This window comes from Polyangium sp. 15x6, assembly GCF_029960785.1.
Classification (GTDB): Bacteria; Myxococcota_A; Polyangia; order Polyangiales; family Polyangiaceae; genus Polyangium.
Map to the genome: position 1 here is coordinate 1 of NZ_JASBQE010000058.1, position 24,052 is coordinate 24,052.

Sequence of the window (24,052 nt, forward strand, 5' to 3'; positions counted from 1 at the left end):
CAAACCTTTCAAGTACCTGGGCAAACCGGGCGCAAGATTTGGAGGACAAAGTAAGAAACAAACGACACAACCCCACCCAGGACCCGCTCGAGCCCGCGCAGAGGTGGATGAAGGTCCCGCAGTAGTGCTAGCACTCCTGCATATACGTCTCGAACCCACCGCCCCGCGCGCCCGCGACCTTTCACTCCGCCACGCACCGCAGCTCGTACCTGACGGCCTCGACGTCCTTCCCACTCCACGACGGGAAAAAAGCAAAGTTGAGCTGCCCGAGGTCCTGGCTCAGGCGAATCTCCGTGAGGTCGCCCGTCTCGACGCTGCCCGACGTGCCCGCGAAGGAAATGCGGATCTTACCAATGCCCGTACCGTCTTCGACGAGGCCGGCGATCTCGTACGTCTGCTCGGGGACGGGCTGGGACGTCCCGTAATAGAACGCCGCACATTCCTCGAACAGGCACATCGCCTCGTACCGCCCGAGCGCGTCGAACGTGATTTCGACGGGATACTCCTCGTAGGGAACCCAGCCGGCCGGGGTCTTCGCCATCCCCCGCCACTGCGCGGTGAAACCATAACGAAGGAGCCCGATGGCGTCGCCGGGCGCAGGCGCGCCGAGCGGGTCGCGGCCGCACGGAGGCGGCGTGAGATCGGGCGGATCGTCGGGCGGAGCCTCGCGGTCGATGACCACCTTGCCGCCGCAACCGACGCAAAAAAACGCGATCGAGGCGGCGAGGCACGCGAGCCGCGCGGACACGGAGAGAGAGCGCATGGCGGAATCCCTCGGGCGCTTCAGCACCCCTTCATGCACATGTCGAACGTGCCGCCCGGCGTCGGGCTCGCGATCTCCGTGCACGACGCGTTCACGATGCACGCCGATTCACACGCGTACTTCCCCGTGCATTTGTCCGGGTCCGGCTCGGCACACACGAAGTTGCATTCGTCGCAGAGCTTCTTCGCCGCGGCGCTGCACTGATTGCCGCCGCCGCAATCCGCGAGCGCGTCCTCTTCGATGTCGCAGCCGTCGAACGCGAACTTCTCGCCGTCCCGGCACTCGGCCTCTTTTTCGACGCACACGAGCCACGCGTCGTACTGCTCCGTGCAGCCCTTGCTCTCGGCCAGCGTCACCGTGCTCTCGATTTCGCCGACGCAATCGTCGCGCTCGGCCTCGGTGCAACCCTCGCACGCGCACTTGATGTCGCAGATGTCCGAGGCCCCGGGGCTGCAGCCGCCCGCCGAGCCGGCGAACGACACGAGACCCGCGCCGAGGGCGAGCCACGCGCCGAGCCTCGCGAGCGGTCGATTCTTCGTTTCCATCCGTGTCCTCCTCCCCCTCACGGACCACCACCGGAGCTCGAACCACCACCGGAGCTCGAACCACCGCCGGCGCCCGATCCCGGGTTCGAGCAGGCGACCACGCAATTGACGTAGGGTGAATCCGGCTGCGGGTTCGACAGATCGTCGCAGCTCGCCGAGAGCGCGCAGTACGCCGAGCACTCGTCTCCGCCCGTGCACGGGGAGGCGCCGCCCCCGCTGAGCCCGCAGGACTCGCGCTTCGCGCGCTCTTCCTGGCAGGCCGTCTTGATGAACGCCGCCGATCGAATCGAGCAACCCCGGAGCGCGTCCACCGCGGCCGCGCAGCTCGACGAGATGAACGCGCCATTGTTGCACGTTCCTTCATCGACGTAACAGGTGATGTAATTCGAATACTCGGCCGCGCAGCCGTCGTGCTCCGCGAGGCGCTCGGCGTCCTCCACGTCGTCCGTGCAGTCCTCGGTGTCGCGTTGGCTGCACCCCTGGCAATCACAGCGCGACGCGCAATACGACGCCGTGTCGCTCTGGCAGCCCCCGCCGACCGAGGCGAGCACGACGGAGAACCCCGTGAGCGCCGCCGTGACGAACCCCCGAAAGGGCCCGCGTCCCCTTGTGTTTCGCACGATTTCCCCTCCTTCGTCGCCCGGGTTCACGGCGCCGTGGGCTTGTTCATGTCCTCGCAGGACATGGGCCAGTACCCTTTCACCTTCGGCTCGACGCAGGCCGTGCACGCGTTCGAGAACGTGCGCGGCGTCGTCGAGGGGCAGGGCGCCTTGATGCAGCGGATGCCGTTATCCATCTCGCCGCAGACGGGCCGCAGGTCCTTGGTACACCCCGCCGCCTTGCGCGACTCCTCCGAGCACGCCTGGAACGCGAGCCTGCCGGCGGGTTTTTCCACGGGCGGGGGCGCCTCCGTGTTCGTGGGCGTGTCCGCGGGAGGCGGAGGAGGAACCTCGGTCGTGGCGGCCGTGGGCGCCGGCTCGACGGGGACCGTGGCCGTGGGGGCCGAGCCGTCGGTCGGCGGCTGCGTCGAGGCGCAGCCGAGGGCGAGGGCCGAAGCGAAAAGAGCGAGGGAAGCCAGGAATTTCATGATGGGGCGCGTTTCTAGCCGTTTTCCCTGGCCGCTTCAAGGCGAGGCTATACTCGGATCCATGCTCTCCCCGCGCACCCCCTCCTCGGTCTTCGTCGCCCGCCGCCGCGCCCTCGCCGAGCGCTCGCCGAACCCGGCGCTGCTCGCGGCCGGCCTGCCCCCGGCGCGCCAGTACCGCGCGAACACCTACCCGTTCCGCGCCAAGAGCCACTTCCTGTACCTCGTCGGCGAGCACATCCCCGGCGCGGCCCTGCTCGTCACGCGGGACCGGCAAATCCTGTTCGCCGAGCCCGAAGCCGACGGCGACGCGCTCTGGCACGGGCCGCGCCCGTCCTTCGAGGAGCTCCGCAAGACGCACGCCGTCGACGAGGTCCGCGCGCTCGCCGACGTGGACGTGGTCCTGCGTGATCTCGGCGCGCCCGTGGCCACGCTCCCGACCGAGGATGCGCCGAGCGCCGCGTGGCTCTCGGCCAAGCTCGGCCGCGTGATCACGGCCTCGGGCGGGGACAAACTCGAAGCGGGCGGCCCCGACGCCGCGCTCGCCGAGGCGATGATCGGCCTGCGCCTGCGCCACGACGAGGCGGCGATCGAGCAGCTCCGCGCCGCGGGTCAAGCGAGCGCGCGCGCGCACCTCGCAGGCATGCGGGCGACGCGTCCGGGCGGCACCGAGGCCGAGGTCTGTGGCGTGATGATCGGCTCGCTGCGCCGCGAGGGTTTCGAGGATGCCTACGGTCCGATCGTCACGATTCACGGCGAGGTCCTGCACAACGAGCACCACCACGGCACGCTCGCCGCGGGCGATCTTCTGCTCGCCGACGTGGGCGGCGAGACGCCCGAGGGCTTCGCCGGCGACATCACGCGCACCTGGCCCGTCTCGGGCACGTTTTCCCCCACGCAGCGCGCGCTCTACGACGTCGTGCTCGCGGCCCAGCGCGCCGCCGTGGCCAAGGTTCGTCCGGGCGTCCGCTACCGCGAGGTCCACGAGACCGCGAAGCGCATCATCGTGGAAGGCCTCTGCCACCTCGGGATCTTCCGCGGCGATCCGAGCGGCCTGCTCGAGCGCGGCGCGGCCGCGATCTTCTTCCCGCACGGCATCGGTCACCTCATCGGGCTCGACGTGCACGACATGGAAGACCTCGGCGATCGCGCCGGCTACGCGCCCGGCCGCAGCCGCTCGAAGTCCTTCGGCGACTGCTACCTCCGGCTCGATCGCGACCTCGAACCCGGCATGGCCGTGACCATCGAGCCCGGGTTTTACCAGGTCCCGGCGATCCTCCGCGACGCACGGTACGTCGGCGCGGTCGGCGACGATCTCCGCCGCGACGTGCTCGCGCGTTACGCCGACGTGCGCGGCATCCGCATCGAGGACGACGTCCTCTGCACGAACGGCGAGCCCGAGGTGCTCACCTCGCTCGTCCCGAAGGACGCGTCCGAGGTCGAGGCCGCGATGCGCGGCTGACCCCAGATCCCCTTACTCCCGGTACGGATTCGCCGCCTCCACGTACTTCCGCTGCGCGCGGGCCTTGTCGATCCCCTTGGGCTTCGCGGCGACGTCCTTCTTCGCGCCGGAGATCGTGCTCGTCTGCGCCGCCAGATCCTCGGCGAGCGCCTCGCCTTTGGTCCCTCCGGCCGCGCGCCTCGCCCGCTCGGTCACCTCGCGCAGCGTCTTTTCCTGCTCCGCGAGCTTGGCCTCCGCCTCCTCCGTGCGACCTTGCTCGAGGAGCTCGTTCACCGCGTCGAGCGTGTCGGCCGTCCGGGTCCGCTCGATCCGCGTCGCGATGATCGGATCGAGCTCCGAGCCCGCCTCCCCGTCCGCGCCGATGCGCACGTCGAGCTTGCCGCTGCACGAACCTCTCCCGCCCGCCTTCCGATCGTCGAACCCGAGCCGCACGTCGGCCACGGGCGTGATCCCTTCGGCGTCCGCGGGCACGCGCAGCTCGAGCAGCAGGGTCTTCGTGTCACCCGCGGAGAAGTTTCCGAGCGGGACCGTGAGGCGCTGCCCGTTCCGGGTGAACGAGCGATCGAACACGCGTTCGAGCGTGACGCCCTCGGCGAGATCGACCGTCACGGAGGCCGAAACCGCGACGGTCTTTCGCAGCTTGTCGGCCTCGGCGAGGAAGACGCGCTCGAGCGAGGCCGCGTCCTCGATGAAGTGGTGGCGCCCGCCCGAGTGCAGCGCGATCGCGCCCATGATCTTCTGGTTGTACGACGTGCCCACGCCGATCGTGCTCACGCCGATCCCCGCGTCCCGCGCCGACCGCGCGATCGACTCGAAGCCCGGCACGTCCCGCACGCCGGCCGTCGCGTCGCCGTCGCTGAGCACGATCATCCGATCGGCCGCGCCTTCGCTCTTCCGAAGCTCCTCCACGCCGGCCTGGATCCCGCACGAGATGCACGTGTCGCCGCCGAGCGAGATGTTCTGGATCGCGGACCGGATCGCCTGGCGGGTCGAGGGGTTGACCGTGGTCATCGAGACGTCGGTCGTGGGCCGCGTGTCGAACGAGATCACGCTGACCCGGTCGCCGTCTTCGAGGTGATCGACGGCCGCGTTCGCGGCGGCGAGCGCCCGTGGGAGCCTGTCGCCCTTCATCGAGCCCGAACGATCGATCACGATCGCCAGGTGGTTCTCGGCGACGCGCTTTCCATCCTCGGCGCCGTCGGCGTGCACCTCGACCATCACGTACGTCGTCCGTGTCCCGCCTTTTTCGAGCCGCCCGTGCCCGAGCCGGCCCTCCATGTGGAGCGTCGTGCCCGTGCTGAAGGTCGCGGCGGCCTCCGGCGCCGTCGTCGCCGGCGCGACGTCGCCGTTATGCGCTTCCGGGGCTGCGCCGAGCGTCGTGGCGCCCGAGGACGCGGGGGCGAGGAGGTAGACGGACGAACCGGACACCAGCATGCCGAGGGCGCTCAGGAGGGCGACGCTTTGGACCTTCATCGGGGGACCTCGCTCGGGCGCGGCGCGGGGAGGGCGCGCGCGGGACCCGTTCAGACGTACCACGGCCCGGGAAGATCCATCCCGGCGGGCGCGGGCGTCAGCGGCCTTCGTTCGAGGCGCGCAGCATGCCGAAGCGTTCTTCCGGCGTGCTCACGGCGTGCAGCTTGCCGTGGCGGACGTCGAGCACCCCGAATACGTGCCCCGGGCAGATGCGACCGAGGCGGCCCGCGAGCAGGCTCAGCATCACGCTCGTGCGGCGCGGCGTGAGCGGCTCGCCGCGGAAGTACATCTTGATCACGTGCGGCGTCTCGTCGATCGCGAGCCCGAGCTCCGGGTTCACGTCGACCTCGTGCGCGCCCATGCGATAGCGGGACCGCGGTGGATCGAACCATTTCATCGTCCCCGTCTCGAGGAAGCGCCGGTAGCCCTCGATGGCGCGCGCGAACACGCGGCGCTTCTTCTCGCTCGTCTCGCGGGCGACCACGGCGTCGAGCGTCACGGGCAACTGATCCTCGCGATGCATCGCCACGATCGCGTCGCGAAGCGGGTGATAATAATCGGGGGACGAATCTCCCTTGCGCTCCTTCAGCGGATCCGCGACGCCGCCTGCGCCAGCTTCGAGCACGAAGTCGACGAATCCCGTCAACGAGATTCTATCCATGATCCCTCCGCCACATCGTTACGCCAAGCTGCCGTATGCGTACCGGCACAGGCTTCCATACCACGGATCCCCTCGCGCCGATGGGCCATGGCAGATTTCCCCTGACGAAAAATGTCCGTGCGGACCCCTACAGCGGGGCCGATTCGTCCAGGTCGACGCGATCCAGCGGGGAAATCGACGCTCGCCGGAAAGTCGAGCGACCACCCCTGCGAAAGCAAGTTCGCGTCAAAGCGCTTCGTAAATCGTGGAGAACGCGGCGGCCTCGCCGCGCAGCAGCACTTCGAGGCGCGGATTCGGCAGGTCCTTCGCGGTGTGGAGCTTCGCGCGTGGCACGTCGAGCATCGTGATCACGTGATTCGGATAGAGGCGCGAGAGGCCGCTCGTGAGCAGCGCGAGGGCCACGGCGCTGCGCTTCGCGGCGAGCGGCTCCTGGCGGAAATACAGCTTGACGAGGTGCGGCTTCTTGTCGATCACGAAGCCAACCTCGGGGTTCAGGTTGATCTCGAGGTCGCCGAGCTTCATTGCGCCGTGGGGAGGCTCGAACCAGCGCTTGTCACCCGATGCCAAGAACTTCCGGTATCCGGCGGCGACGTGAGGATAGATACGGCGCCTTTTCTCGTCGGTCTGCATCGCGATGACCGTGTCGAGGACGGATTCGCACTCGCCCCGCCGGTGCATGGCCACGATGCCTTCCCGGATCGGACGATAAAAATCCGTGCTCAGCTCGTCCTTGCGTTCCTTGTATTCGCGGACGCCGGTCAGCTTGGGTGTCCCGGATCTCAGCACGAAGTCGACGAAGTACGTCAGCGAGACCTTCTCCATGGGGATCCTCCCGTGGGCACCGCTCCGGAATGTCGACCCCCCCGAGGCCGACATCACGAATTGGTATTTATCACGAACGTGATTCGAATGCTGCCCCTCGTTGGGGGTCGATGCGACGAAGAATGTCCCACCTGAACATGGGAAGTCCGCGATCAGGTGTTCCGCTTCCGCATCCAAGACGGCTTCTGCGAATCATGCGCGGACGCAATATGTCCCATGCACCGGGAGCGTTGCAGCAATGATATGTCGCAGAACGTCCGATCGGTCCCGCGGAGGCCCCGCGATCGGTCGTTTTCGATCCGAGGGTTGACGCCGCCCCGAGACCGTGGAACGGGCGGGCGGAGGAGGTCTTCGTGAAGGCAATCGTCATTCAGGGCTCGTTCGGGCTCGGCTCCCTCGCCGAGGTCACGCTGCCCGATCCCACCCCCGGGCCCGGCCAGGTCGTGATTCGCATGCGCGCCGCGTCGCTCAACTATCGCGACCTCATGATGGTCAGGGGCCAATACAATCCCCGCCAGCCGCTCCCACTCGTTCCGCTCTCGGACGGCGTCGGCGAGGTCGTGGAGGTGGGCTCTTCCGTGACGCGCCTGAAGAAAGGCGACCGCGTCTGCCCCATCTTCACGCAAGCGTGGCAGGACGGCGAGCTCGACGCCGAGAAGCTCAAGACGACGCTCGGCGGCCCCCTGCCCGGCGTGCTCTCCGAGCTCTTCGTGACCGGCGAGTCCGGCGTCGTGAAGGTGCCCGCGCACCTCTCGGACGAGGAAGCGGCGACCCTCCCCTGCGCGGGCGTGACAGCGTACAATGCGCTTTTTTTCGCCGGCAGGGTTTCTCCGGGCGATACGGTGCTCGTGCAAGGCACGGGCGGCGTGTCGATCTTCGCGCTGCAATTCGCCCGCCTCGCCGGCGCGCGCGTGATCGTGACGTCGAGCAGCGACGCGAAGCTCGAGCGCGCAAAGTCGCTCGGCGCGTGGGCCACGATCAACTACAAGACCACGCCCGACTGGGACAAGAAGGCCCTCGAGCTCACGGGCGGCGTGGGCGTCGACCACGTGATCGAGGTCGGCGGCGCGGGCACGTTCACGCGCTCGATGCGCGCCACGCGGATCTCGGGCACGATGAGCGTGATCGGCGTGCTCGGAGGCGCGGCGCAGGAGATGAGCGTGCTGCCCATCCTGATGAAGCACCTCCGGCTGCAGGGCATCATGGTCGGCTCGCGCGTGATGTTCGAGGCGATGACCCGCGCGATCGAGGCGGGCGGGCTCCGTCCGGCGATCGACGAGAAGACGTTCTCCTTCGGCGAGGCGCGCGAGGCGCTCACCTACATGGAGAGCGGCGGGCATTTCGGAAAGATCGTGCTGCGATTCTGAAGCGGCAGCCGAGCGCGCGTCACGCTCGTTCGAGGTGCACGCGCGTGCAGACGACCCGGAAGCCCACCCGCTGCACGTTGCGCTCGGTGGGCTCGCCGGGGAGCGATCCGATCGTCGCCACTGTCGCGCCGCGCGCCCGCGCCTCCGCGAGCCGCGCGCGGATGAGCGCCTGCTGAATGCCGCGCCTCCGCCACGCCGGCAGCACGCTCGTCCCGAACAGCGCCGCGACCTCGCCCCGCACCTCCGCGCTCCCCGCGCCCACCGCCTGGTCCCCGGCCCAGGCCATCACGCAGATCGATCGCGGGTTCTGCATCTGGCGCAGGCTCACCTCCAGATCCGCCTCCGACATGGGCTCGCCCTCGGGCCGGAAGCCGCTGCTGGACACCTCGATGAACCGCACCTCCTCGCCCGGCGAAACCTTTCGCACCACGATCCCGGCGGGCAGCGCCGCGCCGGCCACGGGATCCTCGTCCGCGGGGAGCTCCCGCGCGAGGAGATTCTCGAACCGCGTGAGCACGAACTTCCGCGCGGCGAGCATGGAGAGCAGCCCCGGATCCACGTACGGCGACAGCTCCATCCGGATCGGAACGCCGCGGCCCTCGTAAAACGCCTCGATTTGATCGAGCTCCTCGGCCTTGACCGGCCCGGCGAGGCCGATTCCAATGACGACGTTGCACCATGATCCCGGCGCGGCGAAGCAGGCGATCCCGCCGGCGACGCGGATGGATTCGGGCGCGATGGAGGCGAAGGCCTGCACCTGTCGGGCTTCTTCGATTCGGGAGAGCTCCTCAGCGGTTCTCATGGTCGCTCCTTGTCACCATCACCGTATCGAATACGAGAACAACCGGCACTCGATCGGACCATTCCAGACCGTGATCTCCTTCGACGGCCGGATCCGCATCGCCCGCGAGATCTCCGGCGTCCCCGCGAGCAGCACCACGGTGTGCCCCGACAACCGCCGAAACGCCTCCGCCATCCCCCGGTAGAGCTCCTCTCCTCCGGACAAACGCTCCCCGTACGGCGGGTTCGTCACGATGAACCCCGGCGGCTCCAGAGGCTCCACGTCCCGCACGTCCGCGCGCGAGAAATGCAGCCGCACGCCCGCGGCTTTCGCGTTTTGCTTCGCCGTCTCGATCGCCTGCGGCGACACGTCGCTCCCCGCGACGAACGGCCCCTCGCTCTTCACCCGCGCCCGCGCGGCCTCGCGCATGTCCGTGATGCGCCTCTTCTGCGTCTCGTCGTGGTTCGGCCACCGCTCGAAGCCGTGCCGCTCCCGCAAGAGCCCCGGCGCCACGTCGCGCGCCCAGAGCGTCGCCTCGATCGGGATCGTCCCCGAGCCGCACATCGGGTCCACGAGCGGGCTTTGCCGGTCCCAGCCGGAGAGACGCAGGATCGCCGCCGCCAGCGTCTCCTTGAGCGGCGCCTCCTCGATGCGCTTGCGGTAGCCGCGCCGGTGCAGCGACTCGCCCGAGAGATCCACATACAGGCTCGCCCGATCGCGCACCACGTGCACGAACACCCCGAGATCCGGGTCGTCGAGGTCCACGCTCGATCGCGCGCCGAGCTGCTTGCGCTGCTGATCGACGATCGCGTCCTTCGTCTTCTGCGCGATGAACTGCGTGTGCGTGAGGCGGCTGTCCTTGCACGCCGCGCGCACCGCGAGCGTGCGCTGCGGATCTACGTACGGGCTGAAATCCACGCGTGAAACGCCCTCGTAGAGCGCCTCTCCCGTCTCCGCCTCGAACTCGGCGAGCAGCGCGAGCACGCGCACGGCGATGCGCAGCTCGAGGCACGCGCGCATGCCCTCCTCGATGGGGCCCTCGAAGTGCACGCCGCCTCGATCCGCGCGCACCTCGCGGAAGCGCGCCTCGCGCAGCTCGTCGCGCAGCGCGCCCTCCGTGCCCTTCGCGGCCGTCGCGAAGAAGCGCATCACCTCGCCCCGGTTCTTCCGCTCGGTTCGCATGTCGTCGGTCCGGGGCGTACGCTTGTACAGCCCTTCGCGCAAGAGGTTGTTCGTGCCCGTCCCCCTTGCCGAACTCGCCCCGGAGGGCCTACGCTCCGCGCCCATGGCAAATCCGACTGCGCTCCTCGAGACCTCCCTCGGCAACATCAAGGTCGAGCTCTTCGTCGACAAGATGCCGATCACGGCGAATAACTTCATCAAGCTCGCGAAGGACGGCTTTTACGACGGTCTGCATTTCCATCGCGTCATCAACAACTTCATGATCCAGTTTGGCTGTCCGCACAGCCGCAACCCGAAGAGCCCGATCGCGGGCACGGGTGACGCGCCGCACGGGACGATTCAGGACGAGCATCCGGAAGGCGCCAAGATCTCGAACGAGCCCGGCACGCTCGCCATGGCGAACACCGGCGCGCGGAACAGCGGCTCGTGCCAGTTCTTCATCAACACCGTGCACAACGATTACCTCGACTGGTTCACGCCCGGCCCCTCGAAGCACCCCGTCTTCGGCCGCGTCGTCGAGGGCCTGGACGTCGTGCGCCAGATCGAGAAGACCCGCACCGACGGCGACGATCGGCCCCTCACGCCCGTCCGCATGAACCGCGTCGTCGTCGAAGGCGCCTGATGTCCTTGTCGGCTCGCCCGTTCGCCCTCCTCGCGGCGTGGGTCGTGCTCGCTTCGGGTTGCGGCGGAAATCGCCCGGCCGCGGCGCCTGCCGTCGACCTCGCCGCGGGGCCTCGCGCCGCGCCTCCCGAGGCGGAGTCCGATGGCGAGGTCCTGCTCTGGGGCAAGCAGGGCGACGGGCCGAAGACGACGTATCGCGTGGCGGACGACGGGCGAGTGCTCGGCGAAGAGCCGGGGATCGTGATTGCGACGAGCCGCGGCGAGCTCGTCTGGCGCGAGCGCGAGGCGGAGGTCAAGCTCGGCGGCTGCGAGGAGGGCACGCCCCCGGAAAACCTCGAGCCGGGGATCGTGACGCATGCGTGGCTCGCGCCGCGCGACGATGTGGCGCGGCAGGTGATCGTGGATCCCGGCGACGACGGCGCCGGCGTGGGCGAGCTCTCGCATCACGTCGAGCTCCTCGGCAGCGTCGGGCCGTATCTGTTCGTGCACGAGGACGTGTACGTTTACTCGTGCGGCGCGCACGGGAACACCGTGGCGAGCTTCAAGCTGTGGGACGCGGAGGCGGGCAAAGAGATCGATCTCATGCACCATCTGCCGAGCAAGGAGGCGCTCGCGCGGCGCGCCGAGCCCATGCTCGACGAGGGCGACATGGATCCGGAGGAGGCGCGCAAACACGAAGATCTGCCCGATCTCGTGCAAATCTTCCCCGTGTATGGCGAGCGCGGCGGGCTCCGCGTCGACGCGCAGTTCGCGCGCGAGGATTGTTATGCGTGCAGCGACGGCCTCTGGAGCGGGTACACGCGCAGCGTCATCGTACCGAGCGAATGGATGCCCGAGCGATTCGCGCCCTGGTCGACCCCGCCCGTCGCCGTCGTGAAGTTCTTGCAGTCGCATCCCGGCTTCGGGGTCGGGGGTTGGTCCCGGCGCTAGGGATTTCTGCTATCCTCGGCGCGCCATGCACGGCTCCCCCGAAGCGCGCGCGCTCCACGACCTCTACCCCGCGATCGATTTGCATGCCGACAGCTTGATGTGGTCGCGCTGGGTGGGCTACGACCTGCACGCCCGCCATGATCCGCCGCTCCCGCTCGCCGCGCTCGGCGGGCACGTCGACGTGCCGCGCATGAAAGAGGGCGGGATGGGGGCGCAGTTTTTTGGGCTCGTCTCGCTGCCGATCGGCCAGCGGCACGGGCTCGCGCGGGTCATCGACGAGCAGATCGACGCGCTCGAAGGGCAGATCTCGCGCGCGCCGCACCGCCTCGCCAAGGTGCGCACGGCGGCCGAGATCGAGGCGGCGCGGGCGCGCGGGCAGGTCGGCGCGCTCCTCGGCATCGAGGGCGGACACGCGCTCGAAGGTTCACTCGACAAACTCGCGCATTTCGCGCGACGCGGCGTGCGTTACCTCGGCCTCTGCCATTTCAGCCGGAATGAGCTCTGCTATCCGGCGTATGGCCGCGGGCGCAAGGACGATGCGGGGCTCACGCCGTTCGGCCGCGAAGTCGTGACCGCTTGCGAGGCGCTCGGCGTCGTCGTGGACCTCGCGCACATCAATCGCACGGGGTTTCTCGAAGCGTGCGCGATGGCCAAACGCCCGCCGATCGTCAGCCACACCGGGGTCATCGGCGCGTTCCAGCACTGGCGCAACGTGGACGACGACCAGCTCCGCGCCATCGCGGACAAGGGCGGCGTCGTGGGCGTCATCTTTTGCCCGCAGTTCCTCGGCGGAGACGGGCTCGCGCCGGTGGTGAAGCACCTGAAACACATCATCGACGTTTGCGGCGAGGATACGCCCGCGCTCGGATCGGACTGGGACGGCTTCATCGTGCCGACCCGCGATCTTTGCGACGCCGCGCGATTGCCGTTGCTCACGGACGCGCTCCTCGAAGCGGGGATGCGGCCCGAGACGATCGGAAAGATCCTACGGGGAAATGCGATGCGGGTCCTGGCGGAAGTGCCCTGACGGGGGAAAGCGCGGGCGACGGGGGGATCGCCGCCCGCGCAGCACGAATCAGAGGTTCGGCAGGGGGCCCGTGCCGTTGTCGCCGAACGTGGTCGCCTCTACGCCCACGCCCTGCAGCATCGAAATGAACAGGTTCGCGAGCGGCGTCTCGTCCGGATACACCACGTGCCTGCCGGGCTTGAAGATCCCGCCGAGGCTGCCGCCGACGAGGACCGGCAGGTTCGTGTGCCTGTGGGCATTGCCGTCCTCGATCTCGCTGGAGAAGAACACGGCCGAGCTATCGAGCGCGCTCATGCCATTACCCTCGTCGATCGCCTGGAGCTTGCCGAGCAGGTAGGCGAATTGCTCCACCTCCCACCGATCGATGATCGTGAGCTTCTCGTAATTCGTGTCGAGGTTCTGGTGGTGCGAGATCTCGTGATGCCCCTCGTTCACGAGCAGGAACGGATAACTCCGGCCGCTGCCCGCGTTGCCCAGCATGAAGCTCACGACCCGCGTCGCGTCGCATTGCACCGCGAGCGCGATGAGGTCGAGCATCATCATCACGTGCTCGGGGTAGGGCAGGTCGCCCGGCGGGCGGTTCATCGGCGTGCATTGCGGGCCTTCGCCCGTCTTCTGGATCTTCTTTTCGAGCTCGCTGATGCCCGTCATGTACTCGTCGAGCTTGCGCCGATCCGTGGTTCCGAGCCTGCCGTTCAGCGAGTTCGCCTCTTCGAGCACGTAATCGAGGACGCTCGTGCGGTAGATCTTCTGCCGCGCCTGCTCCTCGGCCGTGGCCTTGGGATCGAAGCCGCCGAACAGGATGTCCCAGACGACCTGGGGATTCACCGCTTTCGGGAGCGGCTGCGTCTCCGAGGCCCACGAGATGTTCCGCGCGTAGGCGCAGCTATACCCCGAGTCGCAATCGCCCGCGCTCGACCCGCCGTCGATGCCGAGCTGCAGCGACGGGATCCGCGTGAACTGGCCGAGGTGCGCCGCGGCGACCTGGTCCATGGAAATGCCGTTCTTGATGTTCGCGCCCTCGGTTTTCACGACGTGGCGGCACGTCAAGAAGCCCGCCGTGCCCGCGGCGTGATCGCCGGGCCCGTCGGGCCGCGCGGGCGTGTTCGCGAGGCCCGAGAGGACGAGGACCTTCTCCCGGAGCGCGCCGAGCGGCTCGAGGATCGTGGGGAGCTGGTATTGCTCCCCCTCGGTCGTCGGCGTCCAGGCCGGCATGTGGATGCCGTTCGGCACGTAAAACGTGATGATGCGTTTGAGGTCGTTCGGCTCGGCCTTCGCGTTTTTCGGGGAGAACATCTCGAGGGCCGGCAGGGCGAGCAGCGCGCCCGCTCCGCCGAGGAATGCGCGTCGCGACAGCTTGAAACGTTTCACTTTGCACCTCCCGGCGCCTCACCGCGCCGCATCCGGAACGGCTCGCTCGTCGCGACGAGCTTGATCAGATCGACGAACCTCTGCCCACGCTCGTCGAGCTCCTTCGTCAGGTGCTCGAGGTCGTCCGCGTCGGCCGGCTCGTGGCCGCGCCCGAGCGCGTAGGTGAGCATCTTCTCGGAGACGCAATGCAAGAAGCGCGGATCCTCGGCGAGGATGGCGCTGAGCTCCGTGAGTCCATTGAATGTCTTGCCGCCCGGCAGGACGCCGCTCGAATCGACGGGGAAGCCGAGGTCCTCCGTGCGGAACGAGCCGATGCCGTCGAAGTTCTCGAAGCCGAAGCCGAGGTTGTCCATTTCCTCGTGGCAGCCGGCGCAGATCGGGTTCGCGCGGTGGATTTCGAGCCGCTGCCGGATCGAGCCCGTGGGCATCTCCTCGGTGACGAGCCCCTCGACCCCCGGCGGCGGCGCGTCGGGCTCGGTGCAGAGCATCTGCGTCATCACCCATTTGCCGCGTTTCACCGGCGAGGTGCGCGTCGGATAGGACGTGACCGTGAGGATCGAGCCCTGCGCGAGCAGGCCCTGTCGATTGGGATCCTCGATCGTGACCTTGACGAATCCGGCTGGCCCGGGCGAGGGCATGTTGTAATGCGTCGCGAGCCGCTCGTCGATGTACGTGAAATCGGCCGAGAGCATCTCGGGGATCGGAAGATCGTTCTTCAGGAACTCGCGGAAGAAGAGGCGCGTCTCTTGCCGCATGGACTCGCGCAGCGTCTCGTCCCAGGTCGGGAACGCGTGATAGTCGGGCTGGTGATCGTCGAGGGCCCGCGTGAAGAGCCATTGCCCGGCGAAGTTGTCGACGAGCGCTTCGGCCCTCGGGTCGGCGAGCATGCGCTCGACCTGCGCCTCGATCTCGGCCGGATCCTGCAATTTGCCCTCGCGCGCGGCCGCGAAGAGCTCCTCGTCCGGCATGCTGCTCCAGATGAAATACGAGAGGCGCGAGGCGAGCTCGAAGTCATCGAGCGGGTGCGCCGGCGTGCTGGCATGCGGGTTCGGATCGAGCTCCGGACGGAACAGGAAATGCGGCGACGTGAGGATGGCGCGGAGCGCGATCTCGAGGCCTTCGTTGACGGTTTGTCCTTGCTGCTCGGCGAGCGCGACCACGCCCGCGAGCCGGTCGAGCTCGGCCTCCGTGACCGGCCGGCGGAACGCGCGCTCGGCGAACTTTTGCAGGATCTCCCGGACGCATGCGGCGCCGCCCGTCGGATCGCAGACCACGATGTGCTCGCGGATGGGGTTTTCCCCGACGACCCCGAGCGGGCCCTCGATCTCGATCCAGTCGACGTGCAGGTTCCGGTCGGCGCTCGCGGCCTCGTCGTAATAGTCGTTCGTGAATTCGACGGAGACGACCTGCGTGCCCGCATTCGCGTCGGCCTCGGCCTCGACGACCACGGGATCCGCGCTCGTCTGGCTGACGTCGAAGCTGCCCGCGATGGTGCCGCCGACGAGCAGGTTCACTTTCACGGGATCGGGGCCCGCCTGATCACCCCAGACCCGCGCGGCGATACGATATTTTCCGGTCGAGGGGAATTCGTGCGTGACCGGCAGCTCGCCGCTGCTCCACAGGTTCCAGTCCTCGCCTCCGGCCGCGCCGACCTGGCCCGTGAGCGTCTCCGCTTCCACGCGCAGCGTCGTGGAGGACGACGGGAGGTTCATCGCCTCGCGGGCGAGATCCTCGGCCGCGCGGGCATAAAGCTCGGCCTGGAGCGGCGAGATCGATAACACGTCGGCGATGTTGTCGAAGCCGTAACCACGATCGTCGGCGGGAAAATCGTCCGCGGGCCTGAGCGCCGTGCCGAGCAGGTCGCGGACCGTATTGTTGTACTCGACCCGATTGAGCCGGTGCATGGTGACGCGCCCGGGATCCGTCGCGGGCGTTCCGGCGTCGCTGGAGCACCCGATCGCGGCCGGCGCGAGGACGGCGGCGAGCACGAGCGGGGCAATGGTCCTTCCGCGCCTCCTCGGGCGCGGCCGATGAGAAGCTATCGAACGAGGCATCGTGTTCCTCCCTGGCGGCGAGGGTACACCGATGCCCGGCGCGGACGTGGATGAAATGGGGCGATGCGAGGCGAAATGGCCCTCGAATTCGTGAAATGTTTCGGCGAGGGCCGACGTGACGCCCTGCGGGTGGGCATCATTGGGGATGGTGGATACAGGCTACGCAGTGCAGTATGGGACGGCGCGAGCAGGCCCGCGCGTCATGCCCGATGCGCGAGCCATTCGTCGATGAGCTTGCGCGCAATGCTCATCGACGAGGGGAGCTTGGGCAAGGAGCCCCGGTCGAACCAGGCGGCCTCCTCGAGCTCGCCGTGATCGACGACGAGCTCGCCGCCCGAACGGCGCGCGAAGAAGCCGATCATGATCTGGTGCGGGAATGGCCAGGGCTGGCTGCCGAAATAGCGAATGTCGTCGATCTCGATGCCCGTCTCCTCGCGCGTCTCGCGCTTCACGCAGTCCTCGAGCGACTCGCCCGGCTCGACGAACCCCGCGACGAGGCCGTACATGCCCGGAGGAAAACGTGGTTGCCGCGTCATCAGGATGCGCGGTCCGTCCTCGATGAGCACGATGATCGCCGGGGTGACGTGCGGAAAATGCTGGTGCGCGCATCGCGTGCACCGCTTCGACCGGCGCCCGATTTCGAGGTCGAGCGGCGCGCCGCATATCCCGCAGAACTGGTGCGTTCGGTCCCAGTACTGCACCTGAAACGCCGTGCCCGCGGCGACTTCGAAGTCCGGATCGATGCGGCCGTGCAAGCGGCGGAGCGAGACGTAGGCGAAGCCGGGCGGGACGGGCGCATCGGGCGAGAGCTCGGCGGATCGACACGGGACGGCGTCGAGCCAGCCGAGCGGCTGGACGCGGACGGGTTCGAGGCCGAGCGCGCCGAGGGTTTCGAGGAGCGGCACGTCGTGAGGGAAAGGCGCGGGCGGGTCGCCGTCGACGAGGCGGACGAGGAGGTCGTCGCCGCGATACGCGAACCAAAGGCCGAGCGACGGCGCGCCGAGGAGCGCGGGATCGGCGCGGAAACGGGGAATCTTGTTCATGGTGTGAGAGACCTGCCGCGCCATGGTAGCAAGGCCGCGCTTTACCGCGGATCGAACCTCCGGTATTTTTCGTCGAGAAACGAACACGCCGGCGGGCGGCGGGCGTATCAGGGGGAGACGCAATTTTCATGGGGGCGCCCGAGCGCGTGATCGGCGGACGGTTCGAGATCCTCGAGCGCGTCGGCAAAGGTTCGTTCGGGGAAGTGCTCCGCGCCCGCGATCACGCGACCGGCGGCCTCGTGGCCATCAAGCGGCTCTTCGACGCGGACGCGAGCGCCGATCTGCGCGAGCGTTTTCACCGCGAGGCGCGTTATCTCGCGTGCATCCAGAGCCCTCATGTCGTCCGTTTCGTGGGCGAGGGGATGGACAGGCAGGGCAAACCGTGCATTGCCCTCGAATGGCTGGAGGGCACGGACCTCGCGCACGTCCTCCGGCGCGGGCCGCTCCCCGTCGAAGTCGCCGTCGAGGTCGCGCGGCGCGCGGCGCTCGGCCTGCACGCGCTCCACGAGCAGGGCATCGTGCACCGGGACGTGAAGCCCGCGAATTTCTTCCTCGCTTGTGATGCCGAGCGGCTCGCGGAGATCGAGTCGCCCCCGGTGAAGCTCATCGACCTCGGCATCGCGCGCGCCTCGGGCGAACGGACCCTGACGGAGCGAGGGAGCCGGCTCGGGACGCCCGTCTACATGTCGCCCGAGCAGGCCCGAGGCGAGGAGCAAGTGACGGCGGCCTCGGACCTCTTTTCGCTGGGGATCGTGCTGTACGAGCTCGCCGCGGGAAGACGGCCGTTCACCGGGGACCGGACGCTCATCGTGCTGGCGAAGATCGTGCTGCACGATCCGCCGCCGCTCGATGTCGCGCGCCCGGACGTGCCCGCCGAACTCTCGGCCCTCGTGGCGCGCGCGCTTTCGAAAAACCCCGCCGAGCGGTTCGGTTCGTCGCTCGAAATGGCCCGCGCGCTCGAACGTGTGTCGATCGAGCTCGCCCGGCGCGCGCGTGGATCGATGCCGCCGCCTTCGTGGGCCGCGGTGCGGGCCGATCCGTCGCGCCCCGCGTCGGGAATCGAGCCCGTGCCCCACGCGAGCCTTCCTTCGAGGCCCGCGAGCGAGCTGCTCTCGGGGCGCGGCGAGCAACGCGTGATCACCGCGGTCTTCGCCGATCTCTCGGCCGCCGCGGACAGGACCGCCGGGCGGCTCGCGCTGGAGCTCTCCGCGTCGGAGCTCGGAGGCGTTTGTCATGGCACGCTCGGCCATCAGGTGATCGCCGTGTTCGGCAGCGCCGCGTCGGCCGGGGACGAGGCGCTGCGGGGCGCGCGGCTCGCGCTTTCGGTGCGAGCGCGCGTGCCGGGCGTGCGGATCGCCGTGGCGACGTCGCGCGCGCGCGTGGGCGAGACGGGGCTCGCCGCGGACGCGATCGAGCGCGGATCGGGGCTCCGGCCGACCGGGGCCGGGGAGGCGATCGTGCTCGATGCGCCGACGGCGCGGCTCGTGGGCGCGCAGCTCGCGGTCGAGGAGATCGACGGCGGATTCCTCCTGCGTGGCGAGATCGGCGCGAGCGTGCCTGCCTATCCGCGCTTGCTCGGGCGCGCGACGCCGACGGTCGGGCGCGATCGGGAGCTCGCGATGCTCGAGGCGATGTACACGTCGTGCGTCGCCGATCGGGCCGCGCGGCTCGCGCTCGTGACAGGGCCCGCGGGCGTGGGGAAATCGCGGTTGCGCTGGGAGATGTCGACGCGGCTCGCGGGGCGCGCCGAGACGCCGACGATCTTGCTCGGCCGGGGCGAGTCGCTGCGCGCGGGTTCGCCGTACGCGATGATGGCCGACCTCGTGCGCCGCGCCGCGGGGATCGTCGAGGGCGAGCCGTCCGAGGCGCAGCGTCGCAAGATCGAGGCGAGGATCGCGCCGCTCGTGAGCCCGGTCGATGTGGGCCGACTGGTCGATTTCCTGGGCGAGCTCGCGCAAGTGCCGGCCGCGCCGGGCGCCGCGAGCGCCGCGCTGCGGGCCGCGCGCTCGGATCCGGCGTTGATGGGCGACGCGACGCGGATGGCCTTCGAGGACTGGATCGTGGCCGAATGCGCGCGCGCGCCGGTGCTCATCCTGCTCGAAGACCTGCACTGGGGGGATCTGCCGACCGTCAAGCTCGTGGCCTCGGTCGTCGCGGTCGCGCGCGACCTGCCGCTCCACGTGCTCGCGCTCGCGCGGCCGGAGGTGCACGTGCTTTTCCCGTCGCTCGCGAAGGAGGAGCGCGCCACGGTGATGCGGCTCGAAGCGCTGCGGCCGGAGGCCTGCGAGGCGCTCGCGCGCGTGGTGCTCGGCGCGGACGCGGATCCGGCCGTGGTGCGGGTCGTGGCAGCGCGTGCGGGCGGCAACGCGTTTTACCTGGAGGAGATGATCCGGGCCGCAGCCGAGGGCAAAGAGGGCCTGCCCGATTCGGTTCTGGGGCTCGTGCAGGCGCGCCTCGACGCGCTCGGGCGAGCGTCGAAGCGGGTCCTTCGGGCGGCGAGTATCTTCGGCGAGCGGTTTTCACCGGCGGGCGTGTGCGCGCTTTGCGGGGGGGATGAGGCGCTCGTCTCGGACGCGCTCGACGAGCTCGTCGCGCGGGAGGTGCTGATCCGCTGCCCGGATCCGGCGCGGGCCTCGCAGGACGATCTCGCGTTCCGGCACGCGCTCGTGCGCGAGGCGGCGTATGCGATGCTGTCGCCGGAGGACCTCGCGCGCGGGCACAAGCTCGCGGCCGAGTATCTGGGCGCGTCCGGGGAGACGGACGCGGCGCTCGTGGCGACGCATTGCGAGCGAGGCGGCGAGCCCGAGCTCGCGATCCGCTGGTGGGTACGAGCGGCGGAGCAGGCGCTCGTGGGCAACGATTTCGACGCGGCGATCGAACGGGCGGAGCTCGGGGCGCGGCGCGCGGAGGGCGAGGTGCTCGGGAGCCTCCGGCTCGTGCAGGCCGAGGCGAGCCGGTGGAGCGGGGACGCGCAGCGCAGTTCGTCGTGGGCGCGGGAGGCGGTCTCGCTCTTGCCGCGCGGCTCGGCCGCGTATTTCCGCGCGATCGGCGAGCTCGTGTCGTCGGCGGGCCGGCGCGGGGCGTGGGACGAGGTCGAGCGCTGGCTCGACGAGGCGCTCGCGCTCGAAACCTCACGCGAGGCGCGGAGCGCGCAGATCGCGTGCGTTTGTCCCGGCGCGACATTGCTCTTGCAGGCGGGCCGGACCGAGCGGGCGGCGCGGGTGGCCGAGCGGGCGCAGGCGCTCGCGAGCGGGGTCCGGGACCTCGAGCCTTATGCGGTGGGGCGCATCGGGCAGCTCCGCGCGTTCCGCGCGCTGCACGAGGGTGATCTCGCGGGGGCGCGGCGCGGCTACGTGCGCTCGATGGCGCTGTTCGAGAGCGCGGGGCACGTGCGGCAGGCGTGCGTCGAGCGGATCAACCTGGGGCACGTCTGCGCCGAGCTCGGTGATCTCGATCGGGCCGAGGAGGTGCTGTCGACGTGCCTCTCGGCGGCGCAGCGGATGCGGCTCGGGACGGTGGAGGCGGCGTGCCATTTGAATCTGGCGCGCGTGCTCTCGGAGCGGGGGCGGCTCGCGGAGGCTTGGCTCGCGGCGGCGCGCGCGGAGGAGCTGGGACGCGCGCACGGTGGGCATCGCATTGCGGGCGCGGCGGAGGTGCATCGATCGGGGATTGCTTATCGCCGGGGCGATTTCGTGGAGGCCGAGGTGCTCGGGCGCAAGGCGGAGGTGACGCTCTTGAACGTGCCGCCGCTCTGCGCGGGGGCGATGGCGTCGCGGGCGCGCGCGCTCGTGGCGCTCGGGCGCGTGGAGGAGGCGCTCGTGGAGGCGCGGCGCGCGAATGCGATCGTGGAGAGCGGCAAGCACGAGACGCTCGACAAGCTCGTGCGATTGGTCCACGCGGAGGTCTTGTGGGCGGCGGGGGCAAAAGAGGAGGCGCGGGCGGCGATTGCAAAGGCCCGGGCCGAGATCCTGCGGAGCGCGGATCGAATCGTGGAGCCCGAGCTGCGCCGGAGCTTCCTGGAGAATGTCGAGATACATGTGAGGACGATTGGGCTTGCCGCCGCGTGGGGAGCCTGACGGGCGGAACGGGCTGCAATGCCGACCGGGCCGGCGCGGCCAATGAAACGAAAATGCCGTATGCCGGGCGCTCCGTTTGACGTAGAAGGGCATGATGAGCCCTCCTCGCGAGTGGATGTGCGGGCAACAACGATTATGGATGGAGAGGTCAGACCTCTTGTGCATGGAGCTACACGGCACCTTCGAGGTCGCGGCGGTCGAGGCCTACCTGCGCCTCATCTTCGATCTCGGTGACCGTCAGGGCACGTTCTCGCTCCTCGCAGACATGCGCGACCTTCGAGGCATTTCGCCCCAGGCGCGGTCGAGGCTCTCCCGGGTCGAGCGCCCGTATCCGTATCGCGCAGTGGCCCTTCATGGCGCGAGCTTCACGTTCACAATCATGTCGATGATGGTCGTCAAGGCTGGACGCACGCTCGCCCCCGCCGCTTTCCCCTTCGAGCTCGCCTTTTTTCAGACGGAGGCCCAGGCGCGCGCGTACCTCGCCCCCTATCGGGATCCGCAGGGGCGAGGGTAGCCCATTCCCTCGGGGCGTTTACCCGGGCATGCCCATCGCCGGATCGGTGATCGACGGCTGCCCGTTCTCGATGCGCCCCGCGACACGACGGCTGAAGGCAGTTTGTCCCTCCACGGTCAGGGCGAAATCGTACCAGCGGCCGCTCTCCGATACGTCGAACCACGCGTCCGCCGTCTCCCCAGGGCCGACGTCGAGCGTCGCGCCCTCTTTCGTGTACGCGCGTGGCGTCACGAGGAAACGCTGCAGGGTCCCGCCGGCATTCTTGCAGCGAATCCCGAGTCGCGATCCTTCCGCGTCGTACATCGTCTCGATTTCGAGCCCGCCTTGCGAGCCGGCATCCACGAAATCGCGATGGAAGCCGTTCGGCCCGAGCACGAAGAGCGAATATTGGTTTCCCGTCGCCGGCCACCGCCCTTCGAGGGACTTGCCTGCTTCCACGGCGTAGCGCCGGGGGATCTCCGCGAGCGCGAGCCGGTCGTACACGTGGAACACCGCACCTGCTTTGCCGGTGTTCACGAACGAAAGCACCGCCTCGTCCCCGTCGACCACGCACCCGACGTCGAGCTCGTAGGGCAATGCGCGTGAAGGCCGTGTCCCCGTCTCCTGCTGCGGGAGCGAGCCGTTCTCCCCTGTCGGTACCGTCACCTGCGCGAGCTGCTCCTGGTCCGTACGAATGGCATCGGCCTCGTCCTGCGAGAGGCTCGGGAGCATGGGCAGGTCTTCGTCGTTCGGCGTCACGAAATCGAACGCCGAGAGGAGATCGCCGCACATCGCGCGCCGATAGGGGCTGATGTTGGTCTCCTTCACGCCGAATCGAGCTTCGAGAAAGCGCAGGATCGACGTGTGGTCGAAGTTCTCGGAGCAGACGAATCCCCCGCGGCTCCACGGCGAGACGACCCACATGGGGACACGCACGCCGGGCCCGTGCGGGTGGCCTCCGAGCGGATCCGTGAGCGTCTCGTCATAACGCTCGCCGGTATCGTCCACCGTGCTCGCGCCCATGAGCACGCCGTCGTCCCGCCGCGAGGGAGCGCAGGGCGGCGGCACGTGGTCGAAGAATCCGTCGTTTTCGTCGAACGTCACGAAAAGGACCGTCTTCGCGAAAACCTCGGGGTTGTCGGTGAGAGCCTCCAGCACCTGCTGCACGTACCAGGCGCCCTGCACCGGGCTCGACGGGCCCGGGTGCTCGGAGTAATCGGCCGGCCCGACGATCCAGGAGACGTGGGGCAGCCGTCCCGCGAGCACGTCCTCCCGAAATCCGTCGAGGTTCTGGTTCGATAGCCTCGAGTCGATGCCCTTCTTGAAGAGCGTCGACTCCTGGTCCTCGAAGAACGCCTTCCGGAACGACCGGAAGCCGACGAGCGGATTGTCGGAGAAATTGTCGGTGGAATCCTGATACACGAGCCACGAGACTCCCGCTTCCTCGAGCCGCTCCGCGTACGTCTTCCAGGTGTATCCCCCCTCGATGGCGCCCAGGAAATCGTGCGAATTGTCGATGGCGGGGCCGCCGTTCTGCCCGAGGCTGTCGATCGTGCCGGTGAACGCGTAGAGGCGGTTCGGGTTCGTGCTCGTGTGGGCGCTGCAAAAGTAGGCGTCACAGACCGTGAATGCCTCGGCGAGCGCGAACTGGAACGCGAGTTCGGCGCGCTTGTAATATCCCATCGATTGGGGCTGTTTCCACTCGGGCCACTTGCCATACCGGCCGTGATCCCAGGCTTCGTGGCCGTCGACGAAGCTGTGCGGCGTGCCGTCCACGCGCTGGGCGTTGCCGGCCGTCGAATCGAGGTGATAAGGGAGGATCACCTCCACGCCGTTTCGCTGGCGGAAGACGTTCGGCTCCTCCACGAGGGGAATGGTGAAGCGGTCGCCGAAGCCACGCACGCCGCGCATCGTGCCGAAATAATGGTCGAACGAGCGGTTCTCCTGGATGAGGATCACCACGTGCTCGACGTCCATGATCGATCGTGTCGCCGTGTGGGCCGGAATCTCGACCGCCTTCTCGATGCAGCCCGGAAAAACCCAACCGCCCGCGGCAACGCCGCTCATGTGAAGAAAGGAACGCCTGCTCAGCTTCGACACGGGAGACCTCCGTCCGGAAAACCAAGGACTCCCGGGAGACTATCCTGGCAGGTGGAGCTCTGTCCATGCACTTTCAATGGCGGATCCGCCGCAAGAGCTCGGCGCGCCGCCGGGCGGTATCGAGAACGAAGACGAAGGCCGGGACGGCGGAGCCGGATCGGCTGCGGGATCGGCTTTCAGCTCCGCCATTCTCGGGT

Annotated in this window: 20 protein-coding genes; 7 read left to right on the forward strand and 13 right to left on the reverse strand. The window is 68.9% G+C overall.

What is annotated here, in order from left to right:
- Positions 1 to 181: 181 nt before the first annotated feature.
- The 4 genes from QHF83_RS33365 to QHF83_RS33380 are packed head-to-tail and all read right to left on the reverse strand — an operon-like array spanning position 182 to position 2,395.
- The gene (locus tag QHF83_RS33365; RefSeq protein WP_282422054.1) at positions 182 to 763 is read right to left on the reverse strand and encodes a hypothetical protein; all 582 of its coding nucleotides are present in this window, start codon (positions 761 to 763) and stop codon (positions 182 to 184) included.
- Positions 764 to 783: 20 nt separating this feature from the next.
- Positions 784 to 1,308: a hypothetical protein gene (locus QHF83_RS33370; RefSeq protein WP_282422055.1), complete on the reverse strand. Its 525-nt coding sequence runs from the start codon at positions 1,306 to 1,308 to the stop codon at positions 784 to 786.
- Between the two features lie 17 nt (positions 1,309 to 1,325).
- Positions 1,326 to 1,928 carry a hypothetical protein gene (locus QHF83_RS33375; RefSeq protein WP_282422056.1) on the reverse strand — a complete coding sequence of 201 codons (603 nt, stop codon included), beginning with the start codon at positions 1,926 to 1,928 and terminating at the stop codon, positions 1,326 to 1,328.
- A 26-nt stretch (positions 1,929 to 1,954) separates the two neighbouring features.
- A complete protein-coding gene (locus tag QHF83_RS33380) occupies positions 1,955 to 2,395 on the reverse strand; it encodes a hypothetical protein (protein ID WP_282422057.1) in 441 nt (146 codons plus the stop codon).
- Positions 2,396 to 2,456: 61 nt separating this feature from the next.
- Between QHF83_RS33380 and QHF83_RS33385 the strand changes: the two genes are divergently transcribed.
- A complete protein-coding gene (locus QHF83_RS33385; RefSeq protein ID WP_282422058.1) occupies positions 2,457 to 3,854 on the forward strand; it encodes an aminopeptidase P family protein in 1,398 nt (465 codons plus the stop codon).
- 12 nt (positions 3,855 to 3,866) lie between these two features.
- Here QHF83_RS33385 and QHF83_RS33390 read toward each other — a convergent pair whose 3' ends face one another.
- The 3 genes from QHF83_RS33390 to QHF83_RS33400 all read right to left on the reverse strand — a co-directional run bounded on the left by QHF83_RS33390 (position 3,867) and on the right by QHF83_RS33400 (position 6,810).
- Positions 3,867 to 5,327: a VWA domain-containing protein gene (locus QHF83_RS33390; RefSeq protein ID WP_282422059.1), complete on the reverse strand. Its 1,461-nt coding sequence runs from the start codon at positions 5,325 to 5,327 to the stop codon at positions 3,867 to 3,869.
- Between the two features lie 97 nt (positions 5,328 to 5,424).
- Positions 5,425 to 5,988 (reverse strand): hypothetical protein, encoded by a 564-nt coding sequence (locus QHF83_RS33395; protein WP_282422060.1) that lies wholly within the window; start codon positions 5,986 to 5,988, stop codon positions 5,425 to 5,427.
- Between the two features lie 225 nt (positions 5,989 to 6,213).
- Entirely contained in the window at positions 6,214 to 6,810 is a 597-nt protein-coding gene (locus QHF83_RS33400; protein ID WP_282422061.1) for a hypothetical protein, read from the reverse strand.
- A gap of 353 nt (positions 6,811 to 7,163) precedes the next feature.
- Here QHF83_RS33400 and QHF83_RS33405 point away from each other — a divergent pair, with 353 nt between their 5' ends.
- Positions 7,164 to 8,177, forward strand: a complete 1,014-nt coding sequence (locus QHF83_RS33405) for an NAD(P)-dependent alcohol dehydrogenase (RefSeq protein ID WP_282422062.1) — start codon at positions 7,164 to 7,166, stop codon at positions 8,175 to 8,177.
- Between the two features lie 19 nt (positions 8,178 to 8,196).
- Here the strand turns inward: QHF83_RS33405 and QHF83_RS33410 are convergent, their stop codons facing one another.
- A complete protein-coding gene (locus tag QHF83_RS33410; protein WP_282422063.1) occupies positions 8,197 to 8,979 on the reverse strand; it encodes a GNAT family N-acetyltransferase in 783 nt (260 codons plus the stop codon).
- A gap of 18 nt (positions 8,980 to 8,997) precedes the next feature.
- Complete coding sequence (locus tag QHF83_RS33415; protein WP_282422064.1) at positions 8,998 to 10,140, reverse strand: THUMP domain-containing protein; 1,143 nt, start codon at positions 10,138 to 10,140, stop codon at positions 8,998 to 9,000.
- A gap of 103 nt (positions 10,141 to 10,243) precedes the next feature.
- Between QHF83_RS33415 and QHF83_RS33420 the strand changes: the two genes are divergently transcribed.
- From QHF83_RS33420 to QHF83_RS33430, 3 genes are read left to right on the forward strand one after another with little or no spacing between them, the layout of a single operon-like run.
- Positions 10,244 to 10,762: a peptidylprolyl isomerase gene (locus tag QHF83_RS33420; RefSeq protein ID WP_282422065.1), complete on the forward strand. Its 519-nt coding sequence runs from the start codon at positions 10,244 to 10,246 to the stop codon at positions 10,760 to 10,762.
- The gene (locus QHF83_RS33425; RefSeq protein WP_282422066.1) at positions 10,762 to 11,691 is read left to right on the forward strand and encodes a hypothetical protein; all 930 of its coding nucleotides are present in this window, start codon (positions 10,762 to 10,764) and stop codon (positions 11,689 to 11,691) included. Before QHF83_RS33420 ends, QHF83_RS33425 begins: the two co-directional genes overlap by 1 nt.
- Before the next feature lie 25 nt (positions 11,692 to 11,716).
- Positions 11,717 to 12,718: a dipeptidase gene (locus QHF83_RS33430; RefSeq protein ID WP_282422067.1), complete on the forward strand. Its 1,002-nt coding sequence runs from the start codon at positions 11,717 to 11,719 to the stop codon at positions 12,716 to 12,718.
- A 48-nt stretch (positions 12,719 to 12,766) separates the two neighbouring features.
- Here the strand turns inward: QHF83_RS33430 and QHF83_RS33435 are convergent, their stop codons facing one another.
- The 3 genes from QHF83_RS33435 to nudC form a co-directional block, all read right to left on the reverse strand.
- Entirely contained in the window at positions 12,767 to 14,089 is a 1,323-nt protein-coding gene (locus QHF83_RS33435; protein WP_282422068.1) for a DUF1552 domain-containing protein, read from the reverse strand.
- The gene (locus QHF83_RS33440; RefSeq protein WP_282422069.1) at positions 14,086 to 16,077 is read right to left on the reverse strand and encodes a DUF1592 domain-containing protein; all 1,992 of its coding nucleotides are present in this window, start codon (positions 16,075 to 16,077) and stop codon (positions 14,086 to 14,088) included. The genes QHF83_RS33435 and QHF83_RS33440 overlap by 4 nt, the downstream gene beginning before the upstream one ends.
- A 266-nt stretch (positions 16,078 to 16,343) precedes the next feature.
- Positions 16,344 to 17,186: an NAD(+) diphosphatase gene (gene nudC / locus QHF83_RS33445; RefSeq protein WP_282422070.1), complete on the reverse strand. Its 843-nt coding sequence runs from the start codon at positions 17,184 to 17,186 to the stop codon at positions 16,344 to 16,346.
- Positions 17,187 to 17,314: 128 nt separating this feature from the next.
- Here nudC and QHF83_RS33450 point away from each other — a divergent pair, with 128 nt between their 5' ends.
- Both QHF83_RS33450 and QHF83_RS33455 read left to right on the forward strand, forming a co-directional pair.
- On the forward strand, positions 17,315 to 21,262 hold the full coding sequence (locus QHF83_RS33450; protein ID WP_282422071.1) for a serine/threonine-protein kinase: 3,948 nt from the start codon (positions 17,315 to 17,317) through the stop codon (positions 21,260 to 21,262).
- A gap of 139 nt (positions 21,263 to 21,401) precedes the next feature.
- Entirely contained in the window at positions 21,402 to 21,776 is a 375-nt protein-coding gene (locus QHF83_RS33455) for an STAS/SEC14 domain-containing protein (protein ID WP_282422072.1), read from the forward strand.
- Between the two features lie 18 nt (positions 21,777 to 21,794).
- Here QHF83_RS33455 and QHF83_RS33460 read toward each other — a convergent pair whose 3' ends face one another.
- The gene (locus QHF83_RS33460; protein WP_282422073.1) at positions 21,795 to 23,855 is read right to left on the reverse strand and encodes a phospholipase C, phosphocholine-specific; all 2,061 of its coding nucleotides are present in this window, start codon (positions 23,853 to 23,855) and stop codon (positions 21,795 to 21,797) included.
- Between the last annotated feature and the right edge of the window lie 197 nt (positions 23,856 to 24,052).

Bases quoted from the DNA above. Each gene is read 5' to 3' on its own strand.
- QHF83_RS33365 (WP_282422054.1), bottom strand. From the start codon at position 763: ATGCGCTCTCTCTCCGTGTCCGCGCGGCTCGCGTGCCTCGCCGCCTCG.
- QHF83_RS33370 (WP_282422055.1), bottom strand. From the start codon at position 1,308: ATGGAAACGAAGAATCGACCGCTCGCGAGGCTCGGCGCGTGGCTCGCC.
- QHF83_RS33380 (WP_282422057.1), bottom strand. From the start codon at position 2,395: ATGAAATTCCTGGCTTCCCTCGCTCTTTTCGCTTCGGCCCTCGCCCTC.
- QHF83_RS33385 (WP_282422058.1), top strand. From the start codon at position 2,457: ATGCTCTCCCCGCGCACCCCCTCCTCGGTCTTCGTCGCCCGCCGCCGC.
- QHF83_RS33390 (WP_282422059.1), bottom strand. From the start codon at position 5,327: ATGAAGGTCCAAAGCGTCGCCCTCCTGAGCGCCCTCGGCATGCTGGTG.
- QHF83_RS33395 (WP_282422060.1), bottom strand. From the start codon at position 5,988: ATGGATAGAATCTCGTTGACGGGATTCGTCGACTTCGTGCTCGAAGCT.
- QHF83_RS33400 (WP_282422061.1), bottom strand. From the start codon at position 6,810: ATGGAGAAGGTCTCGCTGACGTACTTCGTCGACTTCGTGCTGAGATCC.
- QHF83_RS33410 (WP_282422063.1), bottom strand. From the start codon at position 8,979: ATGAGAACCGCTGAGGAGCTCTCCCGAATCGAAGAAGCCCGACAGGTG.
- QHF83_RS33415 (WP_282422064.1), bottom strand. From the start codon at position 10,140: ATGCGAACCGAGCGGAAGAACCGGGGCGAGGTGATGCGCTTCTTCGCG.
- QHF83_RS33420 (WP_282422065.1), top strand. From the start codon at position 10,244: ATGGCAAATCCGACTGCGCTCCTCGAGACCTCCCTCGGCAACATCAAG.
- QHF83_RS33425 (WP_282422066.1), top strand. From the start codon at position 10,762: ATGTCCTTGTCGGCTCGCCCGTTCGCCCTCCTCGCGGCGTGGGTCGTG.
- QHF83_RS33430 (WP_282422067.1), top strand. From the start codon at position 11,717: ATGCACGGCTCCCCCGAAGCGCGCGCGCTCCACGACCTCTACCCCGCG.
- nudC (WP_282422070.1), bottom strand. From the start codon at position 17,186: ATGAACAAGATTCCCCGTTTCCGCGCCGATCCCGCGCTCCTCGGCGCG.
- QHF83_RS33450 (WP_282422071.1), top strand. From the start codon at position 17,315: ATGGGGGCGCCCGAGCGCGTGATCGGCGGACGGTTCGAGATCCTCGAG.
- QHF83_RS33455 (WP_282422072.1), top strand. From the start codon at position 21,402: ATGGAGAGGTCAGACCTCTTGTGCATGGAGCTACACGGCACCTTCGAG.